Consider the following 26,804-nt stretch of genomic DNA (forward strand, 5'->3'; position numbering starts at 1 on the left):
CGCGTCGCCGGTCATTTCCCCGAGAACACCGGCTTCCGCTCTCGACGAAGGCCCTGACGCCCTCTTGGGCATCCGCGGTTCGCGAAATCGCGGCCAGCGTCTGCGCCTCCTCCTCGAGCTGACTTTCGAAGGACCGGTCATTGGTTTGCGAGAACAGCCGCTTGATGGCGCCGAACGCAAGTCCGCCGTCGATCGTGCATTCAAAACTCTTGGTCGCTGTAGCCAGTCCCATCGGCTCCCTCCTCAGATCGACCGCGCCTGCTTTTCTTTCTGCACCGAGGCCTGAATGGCCTCGCGCGCCCGTTGCCAGTCGGCCGGCGAAAGCTTCGAGAGTCCGGCGAACGTGCTCGGCGCGGCCAGGTGGTGACCGCCGTCGATGCTGATCGTGTCGCCCGTGATGTAGCTGCAGCCATCCGACATCAGGAAGATCAAGAGATTGCGCAGCTCGTCCATCTTGCCGAAACGCCGGAGCGGCACTTCATCGGCTTGCGTCGCACCGACGCCGGTCTCTGCCAGCGGATTGAGCTTGTCCCAAGCGCCCTCGGTCGGAAACGGCCCGGGCGCAATCGCATTGACGCGGATATTCTTCGGTCCCCACTCCACCGCGAGCGACATCGTCATGGCGTGCACGGCCGCCTTCGCCATCGCCGCCGGCACCACATAGGCCGACCCGGTCCACACCCAGGTCACCAGATTGCTGATGATGACCCCCGGCAGATCAGCAGCGATCCAGCGCTTGCCGCAGGCCAGCGAGGCGTAGAACGAGCCGTCCATCACCGTCGAGCGGACCGCCTCGTAGCCGCGCGGCGACAGGCTTTCGGTCGGCGCCAGGAAATTCGCGCCGGCATTGTTGACGAGTCCGGTCAACGGTCCGTCGGCCCAGATGCGATCCATCATCGCTTCGATGCCGTCGGGGTCGCGCACATTGGCGAGCAATGCCGACGCCTGTCCTCCCGAGCGCGAGCGAATTTCCTGCGCGGCTTGATCCAGAACCTCCTTGCGCCGTCCGCAGATGTAGACCTGGGCGCCATGGGCGGCAAAGCCGACTGCCATCTCCTTGCCGAGCCCGGTCCCTCCGCCGGTGACCAGGATACGCTTTCCCTTGAGCACGGCAGCGTCGAACATCGAAGGCTTCCTTCCCTGATGGCTGAAATTGGCCGCCGGCTCGCCGGCAGGTAGCGGCGCCTATATCCGTATTAATACACTAGCGTACTTATTCTGTAAATCACCCGATGCCACCGGCTCAAGGCGTTCCGTTCATTCGACGACCTTCCCTTTAAAATACGCTGGTGTATGGTATTGCTGAACCGCCCCCGACTCGGGCTTCAAAAGGAAACAGCATGGTCGATCAGCCCGATTGGGATCTGCGGCTCGGATACCTGATCCATGACGTATCGCGGCTCAGGCGCATGATGTTCGACCGCGCCCTGGCGCCGCTCGGCATCACCCGTTCGCAATGGTGGGTGCTGGCGTTCATCTCGCGCAAGGACGGCCTGCCCCAGACCCAGCTCGCCAATGAGCTCGATGTCGGCAAGGTCGCCGTCGGCGCCCTGATTGACCGGCTCGAGGCTTCCGGTTTCGTGCTGCGCCAGGCCGATCCGGTCGACCGCCGCGTCAAGCGCGTCTATGTCACCAAGCAGGCGCGCGGCTTCCTGGAGAAGCTGCGCAAGGAAACCGACAAGTTCAACGCCCAGATCGTCAACGGCATCGATCGCAAGCAGCTCGAGGCCGCCTCCGATGCGCTGCTCGCCATGAAGCACAATCTGCTCGCCATGTCGGACGGTGCAGCCCCCAACGACGACGAACAGGAAGAGGCTCAACCCGCCAAGGCCCGGAAAAAGAAGCGGGCGGCGGCTTGATGCCGAACCACCCGCCCCTGCGGATCGCGGCGTCGGGCGTCTCTGAAATACTGGATGACCGTGTGCGCGGGTGATGACACCGCGTTGTTCACGCGATGCCAACCCACAGTCCGCGTCGTCCCTGCGAAAGCAGGGACCACCGATGTCGGTTGTTGTGCGATGCTGGTACCACCAATCCTACCTTAAAGCGCGATGAGATTTGGTTGAATCGTCATCGCGCTTTAGCTCTTTGTTTGAGCTTGATCTCCGCGCAAACGCGTCCCGCGTTTGTCGCGAGTGAAAACCGCTTCGCAGTTTTCCGGATCATGCTTTAGCGGCAGCCTTGCCGCCTCACGCCGCCGCCACCTCGTGGCCGGCCATCACCTCCAGCGCCCGCAAGATGCCGGAGTGATCCCACGCCTTGCCGCCGAGGGCGGTGCAGGCGTTGAACAGCTGCTGCGCGGCGGCGGTGCCGGGCAGCGACAGCCCGAGCGCCCGCGCGCCCTCCAGCGCGAGGTTGAGATCCTTCTGATGCAGCTCGATGCGGAAACCCGGATCGAAATTGCGCTTCAACATCCTCTCGCCGTGCACTTCGAGGATCCGCGACGACGCAAAGCCGCCCATCAAGGCCTGGCGCACCAGCGCCGGATCGGCGCCGGCCTTCGACGCGAACAGCAGGGCCTCGCTCACCGCCTCGATGGTCAGCGCCACGATGATCTGGTTGGCGACCTTGGTGGTCTGGCCGTCGCCATTGCCGCCGACATGGGTGACGTTTTTGCCCATCGTGTCGAACACCGGCTTCATTGCGCCGAACGCCCGCTCCTTGCCGCCGACCATGATGGTCAGGCTCGCGGCCTTGGCGCCGACCTCGCCACCCGAGACCGGCGCGTCGAGATAGTCGGCCCCGAGCGCCTCGATCTTCCGCGCGAACTCCTTGGTCGCCAGCGGCGAGATCGAGGACATGTCGACCACGATCATGCCCTTGGAGACGCCCTCCGCGACGCCATTCCTTCCGAACAGCACCGCCTCCACATGCGGCGTATCCGGCACCATGATGATGACGGCATCGGCCTCCTCCGCGACCTGCTTCGCGGAGTCGCAGGCAATCCCGCCGGCGGCAACCAATTCCGGCGGCAGCGCCGCGACGTCGTGCAGGAACACACGGTAACCGGCCGCTAGGATGTGCGCGGCCATCGGGCGTCCCATGGTGCCCAGCCCGATGAATCCAATGTCTTTCATTTTGCCTCTCCCGTCGGCTGACTTCAGGTCTCGAACGTATGCGCGGCGTGCCAGCCGAGGCTCTCGACCGTGGTGGTGCGCGGCTTGTATTCGCAGCCGATCCAGCCGCGATAACCGATGCTGTCGAGGTGCTTGAACAAATAGGAATAATTGATCTCGCCAGTGCCAGGCTCGTGGCGGCCCGGATTGTCGGCGAGCTGCACATGCGCGATGCGGTCGAGATGCTTCTGCACGGTTCGTGCGATGTCACCCTCCATGATCTGCATGTGATAGATGTCGTACTGGATGAACAAATTGGGCGAGCGCACCTCGGAGATCAGCTGCACCGCTTGCTCCGTTCCGCTCAGGAAGAAGCCCGGAATATCCAGCGTGTTGATCGGCTCGATCAGCAGCTTGATGCCGTGCTCGGAAAGCCTGCCGGCGGCATAGCGCAGATTGGAGACGAGCACCTCGTTGAGGTCCGCCCTGTCCGTCCCCGCGGGCGCGATGCCGACCAGGCAATTGAGCTGCCGGCAGTCCAACGCCTTGGCATAGTCGATGGCGCGCGCCACGCCATCGCGGAACTCGTCGACGCGATCGCGCAGGATCGCGATGCCGCGCTCGCCAGCGGCCCAGTTGCCGGCAGGAAGGTTGTGCAGCACCTGGGTCAGGTCACAGCGCGCCAGCTCCTCGCACAGCTGCGCCTTGTCGTAGTCGTAGGGGAACAGATATTCGACCGCACTGAAGCCGGCGGCCTTGGCGGCCGCGAAGCGGTCAATGAACGGCAGCTCGTTGAAAAGCATGGTGAGATTGGCGGCAAATTGCGGCATGGGTGATGTCTCCGCTTGAAGCAGTGCAAAAGGATCGCGTCAGGCCGGCAGCAGCGTGCCGGATCGTTGCGCGCTCGGCATGTCATCGAGCGGCAGGTCGAGCACCTCCTCGAATTCGACGATGTTGTCGATCTCCGTCCCCATCGCGATGTTGGTGACCCGCTCGAGAATGAACTCGACCACCACGGGCACCCGGTGCTTGGCCATCAGCTCGCGCGCGGCCGCGAACGCTGCCTGGGCGTCGTTCGGATCGGTGACCCGGATCGCCTTGCAGCCCAGTCCTTCGGCGACGGCCACATGGTCGACGCCGTAGACGCCGAGTTCGGGTGCGTTGATGTTCTCGAACGAAAGCTGGACGTTGTAGTCCATGTCGAAGCCGCGCTGCGCCTGCCGGATCAAGCCGAGATACGAGTTGTTCACGACGACGTGGATGTAGGGCAGATTGAACTGCGCCCCGACCGCGAGCTCCTCGATCAGGAACTGGAAGTCGTAGTCACCCGAGAGTGCGACGATGTCCCGGTCGGGATCGGCGGCACGCACACCAAGTGCGGCCGGCAACGTCCAGCCGAGTGGACCGGCCTGCCCGGCATTGATCCAGTTGCGCGGACGATAGACGTTGAGGAACTGGGCTCCGGCGATCTGCGACAATCCGATCACGGTCACGTAACAGGTGTCGCGGCCGAACGCCTTGTTCATCTCCTCATAGACGCGCTGCGGCTTGATCGGGATGTTGTCGAAGTGGCTCTTGCGCAGCATCGTGCGCTTGCGGTCGCGGCAGGCGGCGGGCCAGGCCTGCCGGTCGCGCAGCTTGCCCGACTTGCGCCACTCCTTGGCGACACTCACGAACAATTCCAGCGCCGCCTTCGCGTCCGACACGATGCCGAGATCCGGATTGAAGACGCGGCCGATCTGCGTCGGCTCGATGTCGACATGAACGAACTTGCGGCCCCTGGTGTAGGTCTCGATCGAGCCGGTATGGCGGTTGGCCCAGCGATTGCCGATGCCAAGGACGAAATCGGAGTCCAGCATCGTGGCGTTGGCGTAGCGATGGCTGGTCTGCAGGCCCACCATGCCCGCCATCAGCGCGTGATCGTCGGGAATGGCGCCCCATGCCATCAACGTCGGGACCACGGGAACGTTGACAGCCTCCGCGAAGGCAACCAGCAGCTCGGACGCATCGGCATTGACGACGCCGCCGCCGGCGACGATCAGCGGCCGCTCCGCGGCATTGAGCATCTCGAGCGCCTTCTCGATCTGCTTGCGCGTCGCCGCCGGCTTGTAGACCGCCAGCGGCGCATAGGTCTCGTCGTCGAACTCGATTTCGGCCAGTTGCACGTCGAGCGGAAGATCGATGAGGACCGGTCCCGGCCGTCCCGACCGCATGATGTGGAACGCCTGGCTGAATACGCGCGGCACCAGCGCCGGCTCGCGCACGGTGACGGCCCATTTCGTCACCGGCTTGGCGATCGCTTCGATGTCGACGGCCTGGAAATCCTCCTTGTAGAGCCGCGCCCGCGGCGCCTGCCCGGTGATGCAGAGGATCGGAATCGAATCGGCGATCGCCGAATAGAGGCCGGTGATCATGTCGGTTCCGGCGGGTCCCGATGTGCCGATGCAGACGCCGATATTGCCCGCCGTGGCCCGCGTGTAGCCTTCGGCCATGTGCGAGGCGCCTTCGACGTGCCGCGCCAGGATGTGCCTGATCGAACCGTTCCGCTTCAAGGCAGAATAAAGCGGGTTGATCGCCGCGCCGGGAACGCCGAAGGCACACGTGATGCCTTCGCGTTCGAGAATGCGCACCGCTGCATCGACTGCTCGCATCTTCATCTGATGATCCCACTTCGCTACGAGTTGGCTTGGCAGGATCATCCGGTGCGCGCGCGTCGATCTCAACGCCGTCGCTACAATTTTCCGCGCTGTGGCAGCGTTCGCGATTTTCTGTATGTCTCCAATCGATTAGCGTCGGCAGAAAAATGGAAATCGTTGCGCAGCGAGAGACGCAACGGGCGTCACGCCGGTTCCTGCTGCGCAAGGCTGTTGCCGCGGAGCTCGGCCGTGAGCTCGGCCGCAATGCGGTGCACGACAGCGCCGATCTCCGGCAGGCGCTCATGCATCATCCGGTCCGCCATGCCCGAGACGGAAATCGCGGCAAACGGCTCGCTGCAATCGTTGAACACCACCGCGGCCACGCAACGCAGGCCAAGCCGCGCCTCTTCATCGTCCACCGCATAACCCTGGCGCCGCACCGTCTCCAATTCCTTGAACAGTTCGCCGGGCCGTATGATCGACTTTTCCGTCAGGCGCGGCATGCCCTGACGGCGGATGATCGCATTGACGTCGGCATCGGAATAGGCGGCGAGCACCGCCTTACCCAGTCCCGACGCGATCATCGCGACGCGTCCGCCCACCTTGGTCACCGAACGCATGATCTCGCGGCTTTCGATGCGGGACACGATGATGATGGATTCATCGTCGACCACGGCAAGATTGGCGGTTTCCCTGGTCTGGTCACGCAGCTTGCGCAGATAGGGCAATGCCCGCGCTGCAAAATTCCGCCGGCGCATGAAGGTCGAGCCGACCACAAAACTTTGCGCGCCGATGTGCCATTTGGATTCCTCGCGGTCGAACTGCACGAACCTGCGGTTTTCGAGCGTCGTCAGCAGCCGATGAACAGTCGACGGCGACAGGCCGGTGCGGATCGCAAGATCGGTCAGCCGATAGCCTTCGTCATCCTCTGCGAGGGTCTCCATGATCTGCAGCGCGCGATCGACGGATTGTACGCCGCCATCGCGCGCGTCGGGGTCCGGCTGTGCGCGAAGATCGGGGTCGGACGGCCTGCGCCGGATCGGCTCTCGTTTCATCACGACATGCCCCTAACCAGTTGCGCTTCAGAGCGGAATTGCTCGCGGCGAAGCCACCTAGATTTGGCATTTGGCATGCCAGTTAGCTTGGAAGTCAAGGCATCCAGCGTCGCAAATATGTCAGCATAGGTGCCATTTCTTTCGAATATCTGGTCGATTCTTTTGTTTGACTTCTGGGATAATGTATACCACCATTATCATAGCTACCCTCACCCGACCGGGAGAACGCCGCGATGTACGTCGGAGACATCCTTCGCAACTCCAGCCCACATTTGGTGACGATCGGTTCGAACGAGACCGTCAGCATCGCGGCAAACCTGATGTACGCGAGCAACGCCGACGCGCTCGTGGTCAGGAAGGCCTCGCGCAGCAAGGATGCACCCGTGGCCGGAATGTTCTGCGAGCGGGACGTCGTTGCCGTCATCGCCGAGCGCGGCATCAGCGGCCTTGCCATGAAGGTCGCGCAGTTCATCTCGCCGCGGCCGCTCGTGTCCTGCAATTCGCAGGATGCACTCACCGATGTCGAGCGTCTCATCAACCGTCACCGCATGCGTCATGTCCCTGTGATCGACAACGGCCGGCTCGTCGGCGTCGTCAGCATGCGGGACATCGCGCTTGCCTTCGAGCACGCCGCCGGCACGGCGGCTTGAGCGGCCTTTCCAACGCCATCGCCACACCTCGGTTCGGGCCGGCGTGCCCGTGCTGTGTCTTCACCTGCTTGCGAGGATTTCATGAGGATCTGCATCTACGGCGCCGGCGCGATCGGCGGTTATCTCGGGGTCGAATTCATGCGCGCGGGGGCCGATGTCAGCCTGGTGGCACGCGGCGCTCATCTCGCAGCGATGCGGCAGAACGGGCTCAAACTCCTGATCGGCGCCGAGGAGCGCGTGGTGCATCCGCGCTGCACCGACGATCCCGCTGAACTCGGCGAGCAGGACGTCGTCATCATCTGCCTCAAGGCGCATTCGATCACCGCCGTCATCGAGCGCATGCAGCCGCTGCTCGGCCGGCACACCCGCATCGTCACCGCAGTCAACGGCATTCCCTATTGGTATTTCTACAAGCATGGCGGACGCCACGAAGGATCGACGCTCGAGAGCATCGATCCCGGCGGCCGGCAGTGGCGCGAGCTTGGCCCCGAGCGCGCTATCGGCTGCGTGGTCTATCCGGCCACGGAGATCGAAGCCCCCGGCGTGATCCGTCACGTCTACGGCAACAATTTTCCGCTTGGTGAGCCCTCCGGCGAGATGACGCCCGACGTCGAAAGCCTGTCCCGCCTGTTCACGGCAGCCGGCATGAAGGCGCCGGTGCTCGACCGCATTCGCGACGAGATCTGGCTCAAATTGTGGGGCAATGTCTGCTTCAATCCGATCAGCGCGCTGACCCACGCCACGCTTGACGTGATCTGCACCAATCCCGGCACTCGTGCGCTGTCGCGCGCCATCATGCTCGAAGCCCAGACCATCGCGGAGAGCCTCGGCGTCAAGTTCCGCGTCGATGTCGAACGCCGCATCGAGGGCGCGCGCAAGGTCGGCGCGCACAAGACCTCGATGCTGCAGGATCTCGAGCGCGGACGTCCGGTCGAGATCGATCCGCTGATCACCGTGGTCCAGGAGATGGGCCGGATGACCGGGATTGCGACCCCTGCCCTCGATGCGGTTTTGGCCCTGGTCGCGCAGCGCACCAGGCTGGCGGGCCTCTATGACGGCATCGCCGGCGCCTCCGAAGCCAAATCGCTCGAGGTGGCGTAACGCAGATGGCCGCTGTCACGCGCTGGGTCCGCTTCCGCCATGATGCCGAAACCGGTTTCGGTCAACTCACGCCATCCGGCATATCCGTCCACACCGGCGAGATGTTCGGCGATACGCGTCCGACCGGCCAGACGCTTGCCCTTGATGACGTAGAACTGCTCGCGCCGGCACAGCCGAGCAAGATCATCGCGCTGTGGAACAATTTTCATGCGCTCGCCGCGAAGCTGAAATCGCCTGAGCCGCCCGAGCCGTTGTACCTGTTGAAGGCTCTGACCAGCGTCACCGCGCCCGGCGCCGTCATCAACCGTCCGCCAAGCTACGGCGGCAAGACGACCTACGAAGGCGAACTCGGCATTGTTATCGGCAAGACCTGCACTGCCGTCGCTCCGGAAGAAGCGGACGGCTACATCTTCGGTTACACCTGCACCAACGACGTCACTGCCGCTGATATTCTCAATCGCGATCCAACCTTCCCGCAATGGGCGCGGGCCAAGGGCTTCGATGGCTACGGCCCGTTCGGTCCCGCCATTGCGGTCGGCGTCGATCCCGCAAACCTCGTCGTCCGCACCATCCTCAACGGCGTCGAGCGGCAGAACTACCCGATCGCGGACATGATCTTCAGTGCGCAGGAGCTGGTCAGCAAGATCTCGCACGACATGACGCTGCTGGCGGGTGATCTGATCTGTTGCGGGACATCGATCGGCGTCGGCGTGATGAAGGAGCCGGTCAATACGGTCACCATCGCCATCGACGGCATCGGGGAGTTGACCAACGAATTCCGTCAGTAGCGATCGCAGCAAGACGCCAGGTGATCTGTCCGAGGCCGAGCAATTGAACGCTGAATTGACTGACCAGCGCGCCCGGACTGCCCTTCGCAAAATCTTCGCGGCGCGGACAAGGCCTCGCGGCGATGGCCGCGGGCCTCGACGCCGCAGCCCGGGAACTCGGCACCTTGACGAGCAGGATCGCGCGTTCGCTCGCGGCACGAGCGCAGCCCCACCCTGCTCCGGCCGTGCTGCCGCGAGACGACGGTGACGATCGGCCGCGGGCCGGCGGCCGCGGCGGCCGAAACACCGAGTTCCTGCTGGGGCTTGCCGCTGTCAGGCGCGCCGGGTATCTGGGCGATCGCGGGAGACAGCGACGGCATCGATGGAACGGAAGACGCGGCTGGTGCTTTGATTGGTCCGGATACGCTCACCCGCGCCGCCGCGAAGGTCTTGACGCGCGCGCAGCCCTGATGGCCCATGATAGCTACACATTCTTCGATTACCTTGGCGATCTCGTGCGCACCGGGCCGACGCTGACGAATATCAACGACATTCGTGCCGTGTTGATCGCAGGCGGCCCGCCAAAGACAAAATGAGGTGATCCATGCGTCGACATCGACGAGCCAAGATCGTTGCCACCGTCGGCCCCGCGACCAATTCTCCGGAGATGCTGAAGGCGCTGCTGCTGGCGGGCGTCGACACCTTCCGCCTCAACTTCAGTCACGGAACGCAGGGCGATCACGCCAAGGTGCATGCGGCGATCCGGAAACTGGAACAGGATGTCGGCCGTCCGATCGGCATCCTGATGGATCTGCAGGGACCGAAGATCCGCGTCGGCACCTTGCGCAATGGCAAGATCGCCGTCGAGGCCGGCGAGACCATTCGGTTCGTGCTGTCGGGATCGGACGGCGACCGCTCGGCCATCCCGCTGCCGCACCGGGAGATCTTTGCGGCGGTGGCGCCCGGCCATGATCTCCTGATCGACGACGGCAGGGTCCGCGTTCGCGTCACCGGGCTTGGCGACGATTTCATCGAGGCCAAGGTGATCGTCGGCGGCGCGATCTCGAACCACAAGGGAGTCAATCTGCCGGGGACGGTGCTCGACCTTTCACCGCTCACCGCGAAGGACCGCGAGGACCTCGATTTCGGTCTGAAGCTCGGCGTCGACTGGGTCGCGCTGTCCTTCGTCCAGAAACCGTCCGATATCATCGAGGCGCGGAGCCTGATCGGCGACCGTGCCGGGCTGATGGCCAAGATCGAGAAGCCGGCGGCGCTCGAGCGGATCGACGATATCATTCAACTCTGCGATGCCATCATGGTTGCGCGCGGCGATCTCGGCGTCGAAATTCCCCACGAGGACGTGCCGGGCCGGCAGAAGGAGCTGGTGCGGGCCTGCCGGCTCGCGGTGAAGCCCGTGATCGTGGCGACACAGATGCTGGATTCCATGGTCGCGGCGCCGACGCCGACCCGCGCGGAGGTCTCCGACGTCGCGACCGCGATCTATGACGGCGCCGATGCGGTGATGCTGTCGGCGGAGTCGGCGACCGGCCGCTATCCCTGCGAGGCGGTCGAGATGATGGACCGCATCATCCGCAGCACGGAGCAGCACAAGATGTATCGCTCGATCGTCGAGGCGACCCAGCCCGGCGAAGAGCAGACACCGCCGCACGCCGTCGCCACTGCGGCGGCCGACCTCGCCTCCGTCGTCCACGCCGCGGCCATCGTGGCCTATACGTCGAGCGGGACCACCGCGGCGCGCGTGGCGCGCAAGCGGCCGAGCCTGCCGATCCTCGCTATCACGCCGAGCCGCGAGGTGTCTCGCCGCCTGTGCCTGCTGTGGGGCGCGCACAGCGTGCTGTCCGAGGATGTCCGGAGCTATGAGGAGATGGTCGAGCGCGCGACCACATTCGCGCTCGCCGAGCAATTCGCATCGAGCCGCGATCTCCTGGTTGTCGTCGCCGGTATCCCCTTCGCGCAGGCAGGAACGACCAATAACCTGCGCGTCGTTTCGCTGCCATGATGGTCTGCGCTAAAGCATGATCCGGAAAAGTGCGAATCGGTTTTCCGAAAAGATCATGCTCAAACAAGAGCTAAAGCGCGATGACGATCCAACCAGATCTCATCGCGCTTTAGCGGCGCAGCCTGTACCCCGCGGCCTCGCGATCCCAGGTGTCGGGAGTCTTGCCAGCGTCGCGCAGCGCCACCTTGCGGATCTTGCCGTTTTCGGTGAGCGGCATCTGGCCGACGATCCGGACAAAGCGGGGAATGGCAAAATGGGCCATCCGCCCCTCGCAATGCCTGACCACGTCGGCGGCATCGAGCACATGGCTGCCCTCGAGCTGGATCGCAACGGCGACTTCATCCTCGCCGAGTTCGGACGGCAGCGGATAGACGGCGCAAGCGGCGATCGCCGGATGCGTCAGCAGCACCTGCTCGACCTCCCAGGACGACACGTTCTCGCCACGCCGGCGGATCGAATCCTTCATCCGGTCGATGAAGCGGTAGTGTCCGTCGGCGTCGCGCACGACGCGGTCACCGGTGTGGAACCAGAGATTCCGCCAGGCTTCGACTGTCTTGTCCGCCATCCCGAAATAGCCGGTGGCAAATGCAAAGGGCTCGCATGCACGCAGCAGCAACTCACCGGCGACGCCGTCGGGCAGCACCGCATCGTCGGCATCGACGATGCATGCTTCGATGCCCTCGGCGAGATGGCCCATGGTGCCGGGACGATCCGACGGGATCGTGCCTGCAAACACGAAATTGGTTTCGGTCGAGCCGTAGCCGTCGAGCAACGGCACGCCGAACCGCGCCAGAAATGGCGCGTGAAACTGGCCGGGCACGCCGCCGCCGAGCGCAACGCGAACACCATGCGCCGCGTCGTCGGCCGATGGCGGCTGCGCCAGCAGCATCACGGCCATTGCGCCGAGCAGATAGCCCACCGTCGCATTATGACGCCGCGCCGCGGCCCAGAATCCGGAAGCGGAGAATTTCGGCTCGAGCACGTAGGTGCAGCCATTCAGCAGCGCCTGATAAAATGCATTCAGCGCGTTGGTGTGGAACAGCGGCAGCGTCGTGAACAGCACGTCGCCCTCGACAATGCCGAGCGCACGCGCCGAATAGACGCCCCACCAGAACATCTGCGCCTGCGGGCAGCACACGCCTTTCGAAGGACCCGTCGTGCCCGACGTATAGAGGATGGCCACGGTGTCTCCCGGCCGCAGCGGCGCGGGCGCCACGCCCTCGCCGAGCGCGGGCAGCGGCACCATGTCTTGCCGCGCGGCCAGCGGTTCGGCCGTCTCTCCGACCGTCCAGATCAGATCCGGCGGCGCAACGTCGTGCTCCAGCGTCGCAATCGCCGGCGTGAGCGCGGCTTCGATGACCAGCAGGGCCGGCGTCGAGTTGCGCAGGACGTGGCTGAGCTGGATGCCGCGCAGCGCGGTGTTGATCGGCACGCATACGGCGCCCATCCAGGCGCAGCCGAGATAGACTTCGAGAAATTCCGGGCGGTTCGAACACATCAGCGCGACGCGGTCGCCGGTGCGAATGCCGGCCCGCAGCAGCCGCGCCGCCGACGCCGCGGCAATGGCCCCGGTCTCGGCATAGCTCCATCGCGTCTCGCCGAACACGAACAATGTGCGCTCGCCATATTGCGCGGCCTGCCGTGTCAACATGGTCGAGAGAATCCGGTCCGCAGGCGCGAAACGTTCGGGCGCCTGAGGCCAGATCGGCCGTCCCGGGCCTTGCCCAACCGCGCTGCCATCATCTGCGTGCACCCGAACCTCCACCGATCGCCGTGCCCGATCCGCCGCGATCGACACTGGCCACCGAAATAGTTTAGGCTTAAAGTATCGACGAATGCCGCCGCCACGGCAAGTGCCGTGTGCGGGTTCCGGCACCGTCCCATCTGGCGGCGCCGAGCGTCAACAGGAGCTAGTCCCGCGATGAGCCGCGACATTCCATATCGATCGCCCTTCGATGCCTTCGCAGCCACCGCCGCCAGACGACCGGACGCGCCGTTCCTGCTTGCGCCGGCCGCCGCCGCTCTGCCCTACGCGCCGGACGGCTTCAGCTACGCCTACGGATTGTTCAAGGCCGAGGTCGATCGTCTTCGGAACGAATACGCCGCCGCCGGCTATGGACACGGCGCGCGCGTTGCCTTGCTGCTGGAAAATCGTCCGGTCTTCTTCCTGCATTGGCTCGCGCTGAACGCGCTCGGAGTTTCGATCGTCCCGATCAATCCCGACGTCCGCCCTGACGAATTGTCCTACCAGCTCGAACTGTCGGAGGCCGACCTGCTGGTGGCGACACCGGATCGCATGCACCTCACGAGGGATGCCGCGCTCGGCCGCGCCCGCCTGATCGACACCGACGGCCTCATTCCGCTCTGCCGGAGCGAGGTCATCAGGCAGACACCTGAATTCAACGACGAATGCGCGCTGCTGTTCACCTCGGGCAGCACCGGCAAACCGAAAGGATGCATGCTGTCGAACCGCTATTTCCTGCAGGTCGCCGACTGGTACCTCGCGCAAGGCGGCGTCGCGGAGCTGCAGGCGGACCGCGAAATCAACCTGACGCCGCTGCCGATGTTCCACATGAACGCGCTCGGCTGCAGCGCGGTCGGCATGATGGTGCTCGGCGGCGCCGTGGTGCCGCTCGACCGCTTCCATGCCACCCGCTGGTGGCAATGTGTGGCCGAGAGCGGCGCCACCATCGTGCATTGTCTCGGCGTGATCCCGGCCATCCTGCTGCAACTGCCGACGAGCGAGATCGAACGGCAGCACCGCGTGCGCTTCGCCTTCGCGCCCGGCGTCGATGCCCGCCACCGCGCCACGTTCGAGGAGCGCTACCGCATCCCGATCGTCGAGGCCTGGGCGATGACCGAGACCGGAGGTGCCGCGGCCACCACCACTGCGCGCGAGCCGGCTGGCTTCGGCGCGCGCTGCGTCGGTCGGCCGCACGCGGGCATGGAGCATCGTCTCGTCGACGATCAGGGCGCCGATGTCGCGCTCGGCAAGCCCGGCGAACTGCTGGTCCGCGCCAAAGGCGACGACCCGCGCGCCGGCTTCTTCAGCGGCTATCTGAAGGACAAGGACGCCACCGCAGCGGCCTGGCAAGGCGGCTGGTTTCACACCGGAGACCTGGTGTTCGCGGATGAAGATGGGCTGATGTATTTCTTCGATCGCAAGAAGACCATCGTCCGCCGCAGCGGCGAGAATATCGGCGTGCTCGAGGTCGAGAGCGCGCTCTATATGGATACGCGCATCGGCGGCTGCGCGGTGACGCCGGTGCCTGACGACATTCGCGGCGAGGAGGTGTTTGCCTTCATCGTGCCGAACGCGAAAGCCGATGACACCGAGGCGCTCGCCACCTCGATCGTGACGGCCTGCGCCGAGCGCCTCGCCTATCACAAGGTGCCCGGCTATGTCGCCATCGTCGACGAGCTGCCGCTGTCATCGACCCGCAAGCTCGCCCGCGGCGAGATCAAGACGCTGGCGGCCGCGGCGGTAGCCGCAGGCCGCGCGAGCGACCTGCGCAAGCTCAAGGCTAAGCTGCGCCAGGGTTGAGCTGCTTTCGTCTCACCTCTCCCCGCGTGCAGCGAGAGGTCGGAACGCATCGTCAGATGCGTTCCGGGTGAGGGGGAGCCTCCGCAAGCTCAGCTATTTCTGTATATGCGGAAGCGGCCCCTCATCCCAACCCTCTCCCCGTAAGAACGGGGGAGAGGGAGCGCACCGCCTCCATGGCTGCCGCTTCAACTGATCTATTGCAGCAGCTTGTACTTGCCGTTCTCGATCTGCACCAGGATGCGTGCGCGCTCGTCGACGCCGTGGCGGTCGGCCGGCGTGTAGCTGTAGATGCCGTGCGTGCCGACCACTTCCTTGGTCGTGAACAGCGCCTCGCGCAGCGCGTTGCGGAACGCCAGCGTGCCCGGTGCCGCACCGGTTGCCTTGGCGCGCTTCGCCGCATCCATGAACACCAGCCAGCCGTCGAAGGCATAAGGCGAGAACGCATCGGCGGGCGCCTCGCCATTGGCCTTCTCATAGGCGGCGCGGAATGCGAGCGCGACTTTGCGGATCGGGTTGCTCTCGGGAAGCTGCTCGGCCGCGGTCACCGGCCCGGTCGGGCAGATGATGCCTTCGGCCGATTTGCCGGCGAGCCGCAGGAAGTCGGCGCTGATCATGCCGTGATTGCCGTACAGCGGGCCCTTGTAGCCGCGCTCGGCGAGCGCGATCACCGGCAGTGCGCCGGGCGTTCCGGTGCCGCCCAGCATGATCGCATCAGGGCGCGCGGAGACTGCGCGCAGCACCTGCGCGGTGACCGAGGTGTCGGAGCGCGCATAGCGCTCGTTGGCGATCACCTTGATCCCGGCCTTCTCGGCGCTCTGCGCCAGCGAATTGTACATGAGATCGCCGAATGCATCGGAGAAGCCGACGAACGCCACGGTCTTCACGCCGCGGCCCTTCATGTGATCGACGATGCCCTGCACCAGCAGCGGGGTCGGCTGCGGGGTCTGCACCACCCATGGTCCGCCCTCGCCGGCAGGCAGCGGCGCGATCGGCGAGATCGCCACCATCGGCACCTTCATTTCGACGGCAACGGTCGCCATCGCCAGCGTCTGCGGCGCACCTGACGTGCCGATCAGGAAGTCGACCTTCTCCTGCTCCACCAGCTTGCGCGCATTGCGCGTCGACGCGGCGGGGTCCGATCCGTCATCGAGCTGGATGACGCGGACCTTCTCGCCGTCGACCTCGCCGATATACGCCTGGCCGGCAGCGAGTCCCTTGCCGTTGGGCACGCCGATCGACGACACCGGCCCGCTGAGCCCGGTGACGAAGCCGACCAGAATTTCCGCGCGTGCCGGCGCCATGACGCCGAGCAAGAGCGCGGCGCCGATCAACAAAGTCTTCTTGTTCATGATTTCACTCGGTGTGGAAGATAACGACTTAGGACCCCGCTACGAGCGCCAGCACGCGCAGCGGACTGCCGGAGCCGTTCTGGATCTTCAGCGGCGCGGCAAAAATCACCGCGCCGGTCGGCGGCAGCTGATCGAGATTGCACATGCATTGCAGGCCGTAGCGCCCGCCGCCGTGGAGGAAATGGTGCGCCGGATAGGGCGGATCGAGATGACCGGCCTGGCCGGCGTCCGTGCCGATCGTCTCGGTGCCGAAGCCGATGACGTTGCGCTCCTCGACCAGCCAGCGCATCACGGCGGCGTCGGGCCCGGGCGTGTGCGCACCGTCGTCCTTCAGATTGGCGTAGTCGCGCCAGCCCTTCTTCGACCAGTCGGTGCGCAGCAGCACCCAGTGACGCGGCGGAATTTTGCCGTGGCGCTTCTCCCAGGCCTCGACGATCGGGATCGACAGCAGGAAGTCCGCATCCTTTGCGGCCTCGGCCGAGCAATCGATCACGCAGGCCGGCGCGATCATGTCGCGGACCGGCAGCGTGTCGACCGAATTGTCCGGCAGGTCCTTGCCGGTGAACCAATGGATCGGCGCGTCGAAATGCGTGCCTGTGTGTTCGCCGAAGGTGAGATTGTTCCAGTACCAGGCCGGGCCTGCGGCGTCGTATTGCGAGATCTTCTGGATGCGCACCGGCGCGGCCTGGCCGAACTCGGGCGGCAGCACGATGACCGGAAAATCCGGGCTGAGCGTGAAGGTCAGGTCGACGACGCGCACCGCGCCCGATGCGACGGCGCCGGCGAATTGCATGAGGCTGTTGCTGTCCATGGCGCTTCTTCCCTCTTGTTTCAGCAAGCTCGCTTATCTGCCCAGTTCGCGCTCGACTGCCTTGGGGTTGACCGCGAGGCGCTGGCGAATCTCCTCGGCGACATCGCCCACGAATACGTCCTCCAGCCCGCGCTTCAGCGCCGACACGATGGCGGACGCGACCGCGCGCGGCGCGACCTTCGGCGGCGGGACCGTCTGGAACCATTCGATATCGAGCGGGCCGGTGAACACGTTCGCCACCTTGACGCCGCCGGGCCGCAGTTCTGCGCGCAAACTGTGCGACAACGAGAGCGCGGCGGCCTGCGACGCCGAATAGGCGCCGAACACCGGCCAGTTCGCCAGCGCATAGACCGACAGGATGTTGACCCACGCCGCGGCGCTGTTGACCCCGTCGGCGCCGCGCATCCGCATCGCCGGCCCGAACGCCTGCGCCAGATGGACGAAGCCGAGATAGCTCTGGTCGATCTCGTCGCGCAGGATGCTGGTGCCATGGCGATCGAGCAGCCCGCCGGCGCGGACGTGCTCGGTCGTGTTGACGAGGATATCGACCTTGCCGCCGATATCGGCCGCAAGATCGGTCACCGACTTCTCGTCGCCGATATCGAGCGGCACGATCTGAACACCGTCCAGCGCCCGCAAGCCGTCCTCGCCGCGGAACGGCTTCCACGGCTCGGCGATGCCGACGAACACGGTCGATGCGCCAGCCGCCTTCAGCGCGGCCACCGCCTCCTGTCCGACCGCACTGCGCCCATTCGTCACCAGCACGCGGCGGAATTTCGGATCGGCGGTCATCTCGCGCCACTGCCTGTCGTCAGCCATGTCCGGGGTCTCCCGTTCGGGGTGCGCGAAGGCCACCGCCTGCCCGCTCTTGTCCAGTTGCAACGACATCACGACCGGCTGCCCTTCGGCGCAATCGGCATGCAGATGCGCCAGCAGCGTCGGGCCGCACTCCATCGCGACCAGGCCGACGCGCCACGGCGCGCGCTCGCGGAAATGCACGTCGGCCGGAACGTGCAGCGTGGTCTCGCTGAGCAGCATGCCGCGCCGCGGCGCATCGACAAACACCAGATCCGCGGAAAGGCATGCCGGGCATGCATCGCGCGCCGGATAGCAGAACGCGTTGCAGGCACCGCAGCGCTGCAGCATGAAGCGCCCCTCGGCCGCGGCACGCGTAAATCCATGCGAGGCGCGGCTGCGCGGCGCCGGCGGCGACGTCGGCAGCCGCGTCCGCAGCAGCGGATTCTTCCGGCGCGGTTTTGCGATCGGCTCGATCATGCGCCGGGCCCCGCAAGAATCGCGGCGCCCGAGGCGAGGCCGCGATCATAATTGATCATGCCAAAGCCCGACGCCAAGCCGATGCGCGCATCCTTGACCTGCGTCGGCCCGGCAAGGCCAAGCACCTGCCGCATCGCCTCGACCACCCCAAGATACGCGCCGCCGGCGCCGGCCTGCCCGACCGACAATTGGCCGCCGGAAGTGTTGTGCGGGAACGTGCCGTCGATCGTCAGATCGTGCTGCCGCACGAAGTCCGGCCCCTCGCCCTTGCGGCAGAAGCCGAGATCCTCGAACTGCATCATCGAGATCACGGGATAGTCGTCATAGGTCTCGACGAAATCGAGATCATCCGGTTTGACACCGGCCATCGCGTAGAGTTCATCAACGTCCATCGCCCAGCCGCCCCGCACCTGAACGGGGTCGTCGCCGAACGCGTTGTGGCGCTCGATGGTGGAGAGGATCTTCACCGCCGGCAGATTGAGCGAGGCGGCAACGTCCTCCCTCATCACCAGAAACGCTTCCGCGCCGGCGCATGGCATCACGCAGTCGAACAGGTGGATCGGATCGGCAATCGGCCGCGCTGCCATATATTGCTCGATGCTCAGCGGCGTCTTCATCAGGGCGTTAGGATTGCGCAGTGCGTTGGCGCGCTGCGCGACAGCAATCCTGCCGAAATCCTCGCGCCGCGCGCCGAACGTATTCATGTAATTGCGCGCGATCAGCGCAAAACTCGCATTGGCGCCGCCGGCGCCATAGGGATAGACGGCGTCCTGGTTGAACCGCGAAAAATTTTCTAGCGTGGCGCGGAACGAATCGACATGGTTGGTGTCGCCGGCCACGCAAGCCACGATGCTGGCATCGCCCGCCTGCACCGCCCGCGCCGCGCGCCGCAGCGCGGCGATCGCACTGGCACCGCCAAGCGGAATGGTGTCGACCCAGCGCACGCACAGGCCGAAATGCTGGGTGAGTCCGATCCCGCTGTCGAGCCCGGCGGTGAAACTCGATACGCAGAACCCGTCGATGTCTCGCGGCGTGATCTTGGCACCATCGACCAGCGCCTTCAGCGCGCGGCCGATCCACCATTGCGCACTCTCAACCGAGTAACGCACGTAGGGGATCGTCACGGGAACCGCCATCACGACACGGTCGTAAGGTGTGCGGATGGAGGTCTGCATCGGGGTGCCGGGGTCCAGCCTAGAGCACGGTCAACTTGACATTGATATTGCCGCGCGTCGCGTTCGAATAAGGGCAACGCTCATGCGCGCCGGCGACGACCTCCTCGGCAATGGCGCGCTCCACGCCGGGAATCTGCACCTTGAGCTCGACCGTGAGCGCGTAGCCGACCGCGACCGGCCCCATGCCGACCCTGGCGGTGACGGTCGGCTCCGCCGACGGCGTGATCTTGCGCGTGCGTGCGACCAGCTTCACCGCGCCGAGAAAGCACGCCGCATAGCCGGCGGCGAAAAGCTGCTCCGGATTGGTGCCCGGCCCGCCGGGACCCCCAAGCGATGTCGGCAGCGATAGCGCGACCGACAACAATCCGTCGTCGCTTGCAGCCTTGCCGTCGCGTCCGCCGGTTGCGGTCACTTCGGCTTCATACAGAATCTTGTCCGGCTGCTGCATGGATGTCCTCGGCGTTTCTTGTTTCTCAACGTATCTTGGGCTCGTCGATTGGCATACGCGCGGCCAGCGCGCGAAAATCCTGACGGGCCCGCTCATTGGCCAGCGCGAAGCTCGGCCCGCGGCTCGGCTCGGTGCCGTTGAGACGCTGCAACTGTACCCACATCTCGGCGCTCTTCAGCGCGACCGCGGCGCAGTTGACCACCGGCGCATGCCCGATCTTGAAGCCGTGCTCGCTCGCGATCAGCAGGCCCGGCAGCACGCCTGCCGGGATGATGACATCGGCGCCGCGCTCGAGCAGCGGCCGCGCGCAGGCCGCAAAATCGCGCAGCATGCGCGCCTTTGTCTCGGCATCGCCGGCGAACGCGGCGCTGAAATCCTCGGGCCTGCATCCCATGCCAGTGACGTGCACCACGCGGCCGGAAAGGCCGTAACGATCGGCCTGCTCGTAATGCCAGACCTCAAAGGCCTGATCGAGCGTCACGAGGCCGAGGCGGCGTCCGAGCTGCGAGGCCGCGAGCAGCGTCGCCTCGCCGACGCCGGTCACCGGTATCGTCAGCGCCGAGCGCAGCTCGTACAATCCCGGATCCTGGAAATGGCCCATGACATACGCGTCGAAGCCGCGCTCCTGCGCCGCGAGACCGTTATCGACGGCCTGGATCGCGCAACGAAACTCGCTCAAGCGGCCGAAGTCGCGATCGGCGGGCGTGATGCCCTCGACATGAACGCTGGTGCCGGGTGCGGCGATCTCGTTGAGGTAAGCGGCGAGCCGCGCCGTATAGGGCGCGCTGGTGATCCGGTCGACGAAGCTCTGCCAGAAGATGCGCACAGCGGATATCCTGTTCACAGGCGATCGTGCCGATCCTCGAACCGCTGAAACTGGGCTGACGACACACGCGAGCCTGTCGCTACGAACGCACCGCAGCAAGGACGGCGTTCGCATCGACCGAAATATTTCAAGCACAAAACAATTTTGACGTCAATTGAACGGCGCGACGGCGCACGCCGCACACGATGGAAACGATCTGCCGCAACGACAGGCAGCGCGCGCCCGTCGATTTTGCAGCGGCGAATGCAGGCTCTGCTACCCTGCGCCCCACCGCAAACTTTTCCCCGAACCGCAAACTTGACGTATTGACCTGCCGTCGAGAGATACTTTAGGCTTTAAACAATTGACAGGCATCGACCCTGGCGGGCGCGCAACGCCAATTGTTGCGCGGATGAAGGTTCCTCGATCGTGGCTGAGATCATCGAGCTCGGAACAGCAGGTGCGACGGGCGGTTTCGCATTCGTCGCGATCGGCCGCGGCGTCTCAGGACCGTTCGGCGCTGACAGTCACGAAATCGCGCACCAGCTCGGAAAACACCTCCGGCATCTGATCGGGCAGCGGCACCATGCCTCCTGAGAGCTCGCGCAGGACACTGCCGCCGATGGCTCCAGCAACCTTAGGAGCTGCCGGATGAGCGTGAGGATCGTCGGTTGGGGCTATGACCAGCGTGGGGCATTTGATGAGCCCCAGACGATCCTCCATCCGATAGCGGTTCACCACGCGGTGGCCTTCCGCCGCCATCTCCCCGGCCCGCAACGCGTCGATCATGAAGCGATGCAGCAAGTCGGTATCACCGGCCGGATAGAACGGCTGCCGGCGCGCCCACAACTCGGTGAGATGGGCGCCGTCGCTTCGCGCCGCGACATCGTCGATGACTCGCATGGCCTCGTGCCTGGCGCGTCGCGCGGCATCGACGAACGGACAGGCCGAGAGCACCAGCGCGCTGACTCGCTGAGGCGCCGACGCTGCGATCTCGACCGCGATCGCGGCGCCGGTGTGGTGGCCGACGATCGCAGCACGCGGTACTTCCAGTGCATCGAGGGCCGCGAGCGCGCCCTGCGCCCACAATTCGATGGAAGGCGCGTCCGCGGGCCGGTCGGAATCGCCAAAGCCGAGCGTGTCCATCGCGATGGCGCGGAAATCGCGGCCGAGCAGCGGCAGCACGTCGCGATACTCGTCCCACGAACGCGGCGTCTGGTGCAGCAGCAGGACCGGGAAGCCTGCTCCCGCCATGGCCAGATGAATGCGGCCAAGATGCGTCGCGACGAAGCGGCGTTCGACGGCAAAGCCGGCCTTGCTCGCGCTCATCCCGCGCCTCCTTCCGATCCGATGTCGATCCTTTCTGACATGTCGCAGAGCTAGCGGCTGTTTTCAACCATGGGGAACTCAATGCGCAAGATCTTGAGTTTGACTGCACTCGTCGCAAGCCTCGTCGCGGCATCGACCGCACAGGCCGATATCACGGTCGGCTTTGTGACCTCGCTCAGCGGCCCCGGCTCCTCGATCGGCATCCCCTATGGGAAGGGCATCCAGGCCGCGATCGAATACAAGAACGAGGTCAATGGCGAGAAGATCAAGCTGATCCAGCTTGACGACGGCTCCGATCCCTCCGCGGCAACGCGCGCCGCGCGCAAGCTGATCGAGGAAGAAAAGGTCGATCTGTTGATCGGCACCGCGACCGCCCCGTCGACCATCGCCATGATGGCGGTCGCGACCGAATTGAAGGTGCCGATGATCGCCGTCTCGCCGGTCACCGGCCAGCCGAACCCGGCCGATCAATGGGGCGTCTCCGTGCCACAACCGGCCTCGCTGCTGGTCAAGGTCGTCGCCGACCGCATGAAGCGCGACGCGATGAAGAACATCGGCTATATCGGCTTCTCCGACGCCTGGGGCGATCTCGTGTACAACGGCGCCAAGGCGGCTGAGGCCGAAGACGGCATCAAGGTGCTGACCAACGAGCGCTACGCCCGCGTCGATACCTCGGTCACCGGCCAGATCCTGAAAGTTCTCGCGGCGCGTCCCGACGCGGTGCTGATCGGCGGCTCCGGCACGCAGGGCGCGCTGCCGCTGCTGGCACTCGGCGAGCGCGGGTTTAAAGGCAAGACCTACGGCACCGTCGCGCTGATCAATCCGGATTTCGTGCGCGTCGGCGGCAAGTCAGCCGAAGGCATCCAGGTCTCGACCGGTCCGGTCATCGTCGCCGATCAGCTTCCGGACGACCATTTCGCCAAGAAGCTCGCGCTGGAATTCCGCGCGGCCTACCAGAAGGCCAACAATGCCCCGACGACCGACGTCTTCTCGGCCTATTCCTTCGACGGCTGGATGATCTTCACGTCGGCCGCGGCGCGCGCGCTGAAGGCGGCGAAGCCCGGCACCGCCGAATTCCGCAAGGCGCTGCGTGACGAGATCCTCAGCACCAAGGAACTCGCCGGCGTGCACGCGGTCTATAACTTCAAGGCCGGCGCCTATCACGGCGTGGACGAGCGCTCGCTGGTGATCGTCCGCCTCATCAATGGCGCCTGGACCTACCAGCCGTGAGCGGCAAGCATAGCGAAGGACGGCTGACGGCATGACGGCAGACATCGCGGCAATCCTTGCGATCGACGGCATTGCGACCGGGGCAGTCTACGCCCTGGTCGCGATCGGAACCGTGCTGATCTTCACCGTCACGCGGGTGATCTTCATTCCGTTCGGCGATATCGCGGCGTTCACCGCGCTGACATTGGCGGCGCTCGATGCCAGGCAGCTTCCTGGAACGGTCGGGCTGGTCGTCGTGCTCGCCTGCATGGCCTGTGCGATGGAGGTGAGCACACTGGCGCGAGCCGGCGAGCTCCGCGCGGTGCCGAAAGCCGTGCTCGGCTATCTCGTGCTTCCGTTGATCGCGGTCGGGATCGTCTGGCTGGCGATGCGCCTCTATCCGCCGATGCCGGTCAGGATCGTGCTGGCGCTGCTGCTGATCCTGCCGGTCGCCCCCCTGCTCGACCGGATCGTGTTCCGGCCGATCGCCGACGCATCGGTGTTGCTGCTGCTCACCGTCTCGGTCGCGCTCCACTTCGCGCTTGTTGGTCTAGGCCTGTTGTTCTTCGGCCCCGAAGGCGTCCGCACCGAGCCGCTGACCTCGCTCGCGATGGAGATCGCCGGCGTTCACGTGCCCGGGCAGACCGTGCTGATCCTGGTCGCCGCGCTGGTATTCAGCGGATTGCTGTTCCTGTTCTTCGATTTCACCCTGCTCGGCAAGGCGCTGCGCGCGACGGCCTTCAACCGGACCGGCGCCAGGCTGATGGGAATCCGGCCGGCGCGCGCCGGCATCATCGCCTATCTCTTGGGATCGCTGATGGCCGGCGTGTCCGGCATCCTGATCGCGCCGGTCAACACGATCTTCTACGACTCCGGCTTCCTGCTCGGCCTGAAGGCTTTTGTCGGCGCCATCATCGGCGGCATGACCAGCTATCCCGGGGCGGCGCTCGGCGCGTTCGGCGTCGGCCTGCTCGAGAGCTTCGCCTCGTTCCAGAGCAGCACGCTGAAGGACGTCATCGTGTTCTCGCTGCTGATCCCTGTCCTGCTCTGGCGTTCGCTCGCCTCGCAGCACTCCGAAGAGGAAGTCGAGGAATGACCCGGCCGCAGCTCCGCCTGATCGTTGCCGCGGTGGTCGCCTGTTTCATCGCCGCGCCGTTCGTGCTCAATCCGTTCAGCATCACCTTGCTGAACTATATCGGCATCTACGCGCTTGCGGCGATCGGGCTCGCGCTGCTGACCGGCGTCGGCGGCATCGTGTCGTTCGGCCAGGCCGCCTTCGTCGGTGTCGCCGCCTATTCCACCGCATGGGTGACGGCCCTGAACGGCTATTCGCCGTGGCTCGGGCTGGTGCTGGCCGTCGCCCTGACCTGCAGCATTGCGGCGATCCTCGGCTTCGTCACGCTGCGTCTGCAGGGACACTTTCTGTCGCTGAGCACGGTCGCCTGGGGCCTCGCGATCGCGTTCCTCTTCGGCAATATCGAGGGGCTCGGCGAACACAACGGCATCTCCGGCATTCCACCGATCTCGATCGGCCCGGTCGCCTTGGCCGAGAGCTGGCAGATCTATTTCCTGATCTGGGCCATCGTCGGCGCCGTCCTGCTGGTCTGCTACAACCTCCTGGACTCCCGCGTCGGCCGCGCGATGCGCGCGCTGCGCGGCGGCAATACGCTGGTCGAAAGCCTCGGCATCAGCGCGTTCCAGATCAGGCTTCTGACCTTCGTCATCGCCGCCTTCTTCGGCGCACTGTCCGGCTGGCTCTACGCCCATCTCGGCCGCTTCGTCAGCCCCGGGCCGTTCGACGCCAGCATGGGCATCGAATATCTGATGATGGCGATGGTCGGCGGCGCCGGCAGCGTGCTGGGCGGCGTGGTGGGCGCTGCGATCGTCACGCTGCTGAAGAATTCCGTGCAGGACTACCTTCCGCTGATCGCCAAGGGTGCCTCCGGCCAGCTCGAGATCGTCGCCTTCTCGGCGCTGTTCATCCTGTTCCTGCAGCGGGCGCGGCAAGGCATCGTCCCATTCGTCGCGGGCTTCTTGCCGGATCTGAAATCGTCCCGTCCGGAGCCGGCCGCTCCGCTGCCGCGCCGCGAGCAGCCGGCGCCCGGCACGCCGCTGCTCAAGGTCAGCAGCGCGCAGCGGCGCTTCGGCGGGCTCGTCGCCGTCAACAATGTCAGCTTCGAGGTGCGGTCCGGCGAGATCCTCGGCCTGATCGGGCCGAACGGCGCCGGCAAGACCACGATGTTCAACCTGCTCACCGGCGCGCTGCGCGCCAACAGCGGCGAGATCAAATTCGCCGGACGGTCGATCACCCATGATCCGCAGTTCCGCATCGCCCGCTCCGGCATTTCCCGCACCTTCCAGCACGTGAAGCTGCGCCCGCGCATGACGCTGCTCGACAATGTGCTGCTCGGCACCTATTCGCGCACCAGGACAGGCCTGCTTGCCGGCGCCCTGAACCTGAACCAGGCGGAGGAAGCCAGCGCGCGCTACGAGGCCCTGCGGCAGCTCGAGCGGGTCGGGCTCGGCGAGAAGCCGTTCGAGCTCGCCGGCAATCTGCCGCTTGGCAATCAGCGCGTGCTCGAAATCGCCCGCGCGCTCGCCGCCGATCCGACGCTGCTCGTGCTCGATGAGCCGGCGGCCGGGCTGCGCCGCCAGGAGAAGCTGAAGCTCGCCGAGTTGCTGCGGTCGTTGCGCGCGGACCATCTGACTATCCTGCTGGTCGAGCACGACATGGAATTCGTGATGTCGCTGGTCGACCGCATCGTCGTGCTCGATTTCGGCTCGAAACTCTGCGAAGGCGGGCCGGCGGCGATCCGCAGCGATGCCCGGGTGCAAGAGGCTTATCTCGGGGGTGTCGCGTGACGCAAATGCTCTCGATCGAGAACGTGTCGGTCGCCTACGGCAAGGTCGAGGCCGTGCGCAACGTTTCGCTGTCGGTCGAGCAAGGCCAGATCGTGACCGTGATCGGCCCGAACGGCGCCGGCAAGACCACCCTGCTGATGGCGGCGATCGGCCTGCTGCGATCGACGGGCCGGATGATCTTTCAGGGCAGCGATCTTGCTAAGCTCGACGTCGAGGGACGCGTCGAGCGCGGACTCTGCCTCGTGCCCGAGAAGCGCGAGCTGTTCGCCGACATGACGGTCGCCGACAATCTCTTGCTCGGCACCTACAGCCTGCGCGACCGCTCGACGACACGCAAAAGCCTCGACGACGTGTTCGACCGCTTTCCGCGGTTGAGGGAGCGCAGCAAGCAGGCGGCCGGCACGCTGTCGGGCGGCGAGCGGCAGATGCTGGCGCTCGGCCGCGCGCTGATGGCAAAGCCGAAGCTGCTGGTGCTCGACGAACCCAGCCTCGGCCTCGCACCGCTGATCGTGCGCGAAATCTTCCGCACCATCGGCTCGCTGCGCAGCCTCGGCGTCTCGGTCCTGCTGGTCGAGCAGAACGCCCGCGCCGCGCTCGAGACCGCGGACTACGGCTACGTGCTGGAAACCGGCGAGATCATCCAGTCCGGCCCGGCGGAAACCCTGATCCACGATCCGAAGCTGATCGCCGCCTATCTCGGCGGCCATTGACC

General features: G+C 65.5%; 23 protein-coding genes and 1 pseudogene. 11 read left to right on the forward strand and 13 right to left on the reverse strand.

Features of this window, described 5'->3' with window-relative positions:
• Positions 1-243: 243 nt before the first annotated feature.
• Entirely contained in the window at positions 244-1,125 is an 882-nt protein-coding gene (locus J6500_RS05590) for an SDR family oxidoreductase (protein WP_225711670.1), read from the reverse strand.
• Positions 1,126-1,340: 215 nt separating this feature from the next.
• Between J6500_RS05590 and J6500_RS05595 the strand changes: the two genes are divergently transcribed.
• Positions 1,341-1,859, forward strand: coding sequence for a MarR family winged helix-turn-helix transcriptional regulator (locus J6500_RS05595; protein WP_225711671.1), 519 nt, complete (start codon positions 1,341-1,343; stop codon positions 1,857-1,859).
• Between the two features lie 330 nt (positions 1,860-2,189).
• Here J6500_RS05595 and J6500_RS05600 read toward each other — a convergent pair whose 3' ends face one another.
• The 4 genes from J6500_RS05600 to J6500_RS05615 form a co-directional block, all read right to left on the reverse strand.
• On the reverse strand, positions 2,190-3,077 hold the full coding sequence (locus J6500_RS05600) for a 2-hydroxy-3-oxopropionate reductase (RefSeq protein WP_225711672.1): 888 nt from the start codon (positions 3,075-3,077) through the stop codon (positions 2,190-2,192).
• A 23-nt stretch (positions 3,078-3,100) separates the two neighbouring features.
• Positions 3,101-3,886 (reverse strand): hydroxypyruvate isomerase, encoded by a 786-nt coding sequence (gene hyi, locus J6500_RS05605; RefSeq protein ID WP_225711673.1) that lies wholly within the window; start codon positions 3,884-3,886, stop codon positions 3,101-3,103.
• A 39-nt stretch (positions 3,887-3,925) separates the two neighbouring features.
• On the reverse strand, positions 3,926-5,713 hold the full coding sequence (gene gcl, locus J6500_RS05610) for a glyoxylate carboligase (RefSeq protein ID WP_225711674.1): 1,788 nt from the start codon (positions 5,711-5,713) through the stop codon (positions 3,926-3,928).
• Positions 5,714-5,895: 182 nt separating this feature from the next.
• Positions 5,896-6,747 carry an IclR family transcriptional regulator gene (locus J6500_RS05615; protein ID WP_225711675.1) on the reverse strand — a complete coding sequence of 284 codons (852 nt, stop codon included), beginning with the start codon at positions 6,745-6,747 and terminating at the stop codon, positions 5,896-5,898.
• Positions 6,748-6,980: 233 nt separating this feature from the next.
• Between J6500_RS05615 and J6500_RS05620 the strand changes: the two genes are divergently transcribed.
• The 5 genes and pseudogenes from J6500_RS05620 to pyk all read left to right on the forward strand — a co-directional run bounded on the left by J6500_RS05620 (position 6,981) and on the right by pyk (position 11,285).
• Entirely contained in the window at positions 6,981-7,397 is a 417-nt protein-coding gene (locus J6500_RS05620) for a CBS domain-containing protein (RefSeq protein WP_225711676.1), read from the forward strand.
• A gap of 81 nt (positions 7,398-7,478) precedes the next feature.
• Entirely contained in the window at positions 7,479-8,498 is a 1,020-nt protein-coding gene (locus J6500_RS05625) for a 2-dehydropantoate 2-reductase (protein WP_225711677.1), read from the forward strand.
• 5 nt (positions 8,499-8,503) lie between these two features.
• Positions 8,504-9,286 (forward strand): fumarylacetoacetate hydrolase family protein, encoded by a 783-nt coding sequence (locus J6500_RS05630; RefSeq protein ID WP_225711678.1) that lies wholly within the window; start codon positions 8,504-8,506, stop codon positions 9,284-9,286.
• Between the two features lie 243 nt (positions 9,287-9,529).
• Positions 9,530-9,861: pseudogene (locus tag J6500_RS05635) on the forward strand (MOFRL family protein).
• Between the two features lie 8 nt (positions 9,862-9,869).
• Positions 9,870-11,285 carry a pyruvate kinase gene (gene pyk / locus J6500_RS05640; protein WP_225711679.1) on the forward strand — a complete coding sequence of 472 codons (1,416 nt, stop codon included), beginning with the start codon at positions 9,870-9,872 and terminating at the stop codon, positions 11,283-11,285.
• Between the two features lie 109 nt (positions 11,286-11,394).
• On the opposite strand, the gene J6500_RS05645 is transcribed toward pyk, so the two are convergent.
• Positions 11,395-12,936 (reverse strand): ATP-dependent acyl-CoA ligase, encoded by a 1,542-nt coding sequence (locus tag J6500_RS05645; protein ID WP_249781358.1) that lies wholly within the window; start codon positions 12,934-12,936, stop codon positions 11,395-11,397.
• A 270-nt stretch (positions 12,937-13,206) separates the two neighbouring features.
• On the opposite strand from J6500_RS05645, the gene J6500_RS05650 reads away from it, so the two are divergent.
• The gene (locus J6500_RS05650) at positions 13,207-14,829 is read left to right on the forward strand and encodes an AMP-binding protein (RefSeq protein WP_225711681.1); all 1,623 of its coding nucleotides are present in this window, start codon (positions 13,207-13,209) and stop codon (positions 14,827-14,829) included.
• Between the two features lie 194 nt (positions 14,830-15,023).
• Here the strand turns inward: J6500_RS05650 and J6500_RS05655 are convergent, their stop codons facing one another.
• The 7 genes from J6500_RS05655 to J6500_RS05685 all read right to left on the reverse strand — a co-directional run bounded on the left by J6500_RS05655 (position 15,024) and on the right by J6500_RS05685 (position 22,021).
• On the reverse strand, positions 15,024-16,178 hold the full coding sequence (locus J6500_RS05655) for an ABC transporter substrate-binding protein (protein ID WP_225711682.1): 1,155 nt from the start codon (positions 16,176-16,178) through the stop codon (positions 15,024-15,026).
• 28 nt (positions 16,179-16,206) lie between these two features.
• Positions 16,207-16,989 (reverse strand): cyclase family protein, encoded by a 783-nt coding sequence (locus J6500_RS05660; protein WP_225711683.1) that lies wholly within the window; start codon positions 16,987-16,989, stop codon positions 16,207-16,209.
• A gap of 33 nt (positions 16,990-17,022) precedes the next feature.
• A complete protein-coding gene (locus J6500_RS05665; protein WP_225711684.1) occupies positions 17,023-18,264 on the reverse strand; it encodes an SDR family NAD(P)-dependent oxidoreductase in 1,242 nt (413 codons plus the stop codon).
• Positions 18,261-19,439: a thiolase family protein gene (locus J6500_RS05670; RefSeq protein WP_225711685.1), complete on the reverse strand. Its 1,179-nt coding sequence runs from the start codon at positions 19,437-19,439 to the stop codon at positions 18,261-18,263. The genes J6500_RS05665 and J6500_RS05670 overlap by 4 nt, the downstream gene beginning before the upstream one ends.
• 19 nt (positions 19,440-19,458) lie before the next feature.
• A complete protein-coding gene (locus J6500_RS05675) occupies positions 19,459-19,887 on the reverse strand; it encodes an organic hydroperoxide resistance protein (protein WP_225711686.1) in 429 nt (142 codons plus the stop codon).
• Between the two features lie 25 nt (positions 19,888-19,912).
• Positions 19,913-20,713, reverse strand: a complete 801-nt coding sequence (locus J6500_RS05680; protein WP_225711687.1) for an aspartate/glutamate racemase family protein — start codon at positions 20,711-20,713, stop codon at positions 19,913-19,915.
• Between the two features lie 483 nt (positions 20,714-21,196).
• Positions 21,197-22,021, reverse strand: a complete 825-nt coding sequence (locus tag J6500_RS05685) for an alpha/beta fold hydrolase (protein ID WP_225711688.1) — start codon at positions 22,019-22,021, stop codon at positions 21,197-21,199.
• An 81-nt stretch (positions 22,022-22,102) separates the two neighbouring features.
• Here J6500_RS05685 and J6500_RS05690 point away from each other — a divergent pair, with 81 nt between their 5' ends.
• Genes J6500_RS05690 through J6500_RS05705 form a run of 4 tightly spaced genes read left to right on the forward strand, consistent with a single transcriptional unit; the run spans position 22,103 to position 26,802 of the window.
• Entirely contained in the window at positions 22,103-23,251 is a 1,149-nt protein-coding gene (locus tag J6500_RS05690) for an ABC transporter substrate-binding protein (RefSeq protein WP_225711689.1), read from the forward strand.
• A gap of 31 nt (positions 23,252-23,282) precedes the next feature.
• Positions 23,283-24,326, forward strand: coding sequence for a branched-chain amino acid ABC transporter permease (locus J6500_RS05695; protein WP_225711690.1), 1,044 nt, complete (start codon positions 23,283-23,285; stop codon positions 24,324-24,326).
• Positions 24,323-26,092 (forward strand): branched-chain amino acid ABC transporter ATP-binding protein/permease, encoded by a 1,770-nt coding sequence (locus tag J6500_RS05700; RefSeq protein ID WP_225711691.1) that lies wholly within the window; start codon positions 24,323-24,325, stop codon positions 26,090-26,092. Before J6500_RS05695 ends, J6500_RS05700 begins: the two co-directional genes overlap by 4 nt.
• Positions 26,089-26,802: an ABC transporter ATP-binding protein gene (locus J6500_RS05705; protein ID WP_225711692.1), complete on the forward strand. Its 714-nt coding sequence runs from the start codon at positions 26,089-26,091 to the stop codon at positions 26,800-26,802. The genes J6500_RS05700 and J6500_RS05705 overlap by 4 nt, the downstream gene beginning before the upstream one ends.
• Positions 26,803-26,804: the final 2 nt, after the last annotated feature.

The sequence above is a fragment of the Bradyrhizobium semiaridum genome, from assembly GCF_020329505.1.
GTDB classification, from domain to species: Bacteria; Pseudomonadota; Alphaproteobacteria; order Rhizobiales; family Xanthobacteraceae; genus Bradyrhizobium; species Bradyrhizobium semiaridum.